The 673-nt window shown below is 62.3% G+C and carries 1 protein-coding gene and 1 pseudogene; both read right to left on the bottom strand.

Annotation, left to right across the window (positions count from 1 at the left end; all coding sequences use genetic code 11):
* On the bottom strand, nt 1-308 hold a 308-nt coding region (locus tag ACOCD2_RS24330; protein ID WP_419598585.1), incomplete at its 3' end, for a hypothetical protein.
* A gap of 10 nt (nt 309-318) precedes the next feature.
* Nucleotides 319-673, bottom strand: a pseudogene (locus tag ACOCD2_RS24325) (DNA methylase); the annotation flags it as partial.

The following is a 673-nucleotide window of genomic DNA, read 5'->3' as shown; positions in this document are numbered from 1 at the left end:
CGCCGCGTTCGGAGGCCTACTTTGTTTTCCCTCTGGCGCAAGGCACGCTGGGAAAACAGTGCGGCCTCGCGGCTACTGGGGTCTACCAGCCTTCGCTTCGCTCTCCATGGCTGGCAGCGGGAGTTGGTGCTGTTTTTTGGGGTGCGTTTTTCCATGAACACGACCATCAGCACCTCGAACAACATGATCATGGCCTGGAACAGAGCGCGGCTGTCTGCCGTCATCTTGCCCGAGGCGCACAGGCGCTCGAATTCACCTTTCAGTGCGTCGAACTCCTCGCGCAGCGATTGTTTGTTGACGGTGGCCATGATCGATGCCTCACCCGGATCCGGCCGCGTCCTCGGCCCCGACCGCCAGCACCGCGAGGTGTTCCGCCCGCGGCAGTGCCCGGTAGTTCTTCCCCCAGTTCGCGGCACGGCGCCTGATGCGCTGGCGGTCGGTGAAATTCCTGCCCGCGCAGCTAGCCCAGTGCACCCGGTCGGAGGTGAAATTGAACCCGAGTTTTTCCGTGCGCACACCAGCGTGGCTCATGACCTGCAGTTCCAGCGTGCACCAGCCCGCGAGCCGTTCGTCGTACAGGGCCGAGGGGTAGCCGGACAGGATGATATTGCAGGGCAGGGTCTTGAGCAATTCCAACAGCTCTATGTGGTCCTGTTCCTCATAGTCGAAACGG

The organism is Thiolapillus sp. (genome assembly GCF_048562965.1).
GTDB classification, from domain to species: Bacteria; Pseudomonadota; Gammaproteobacteria; order Chromatiales; family Chromatiaceae; genus Thiolapillus; species Thiolapillus brandeum_A.
This window is presented reverse-complemented; position numbering and strand designations above follow the sequence as displayed.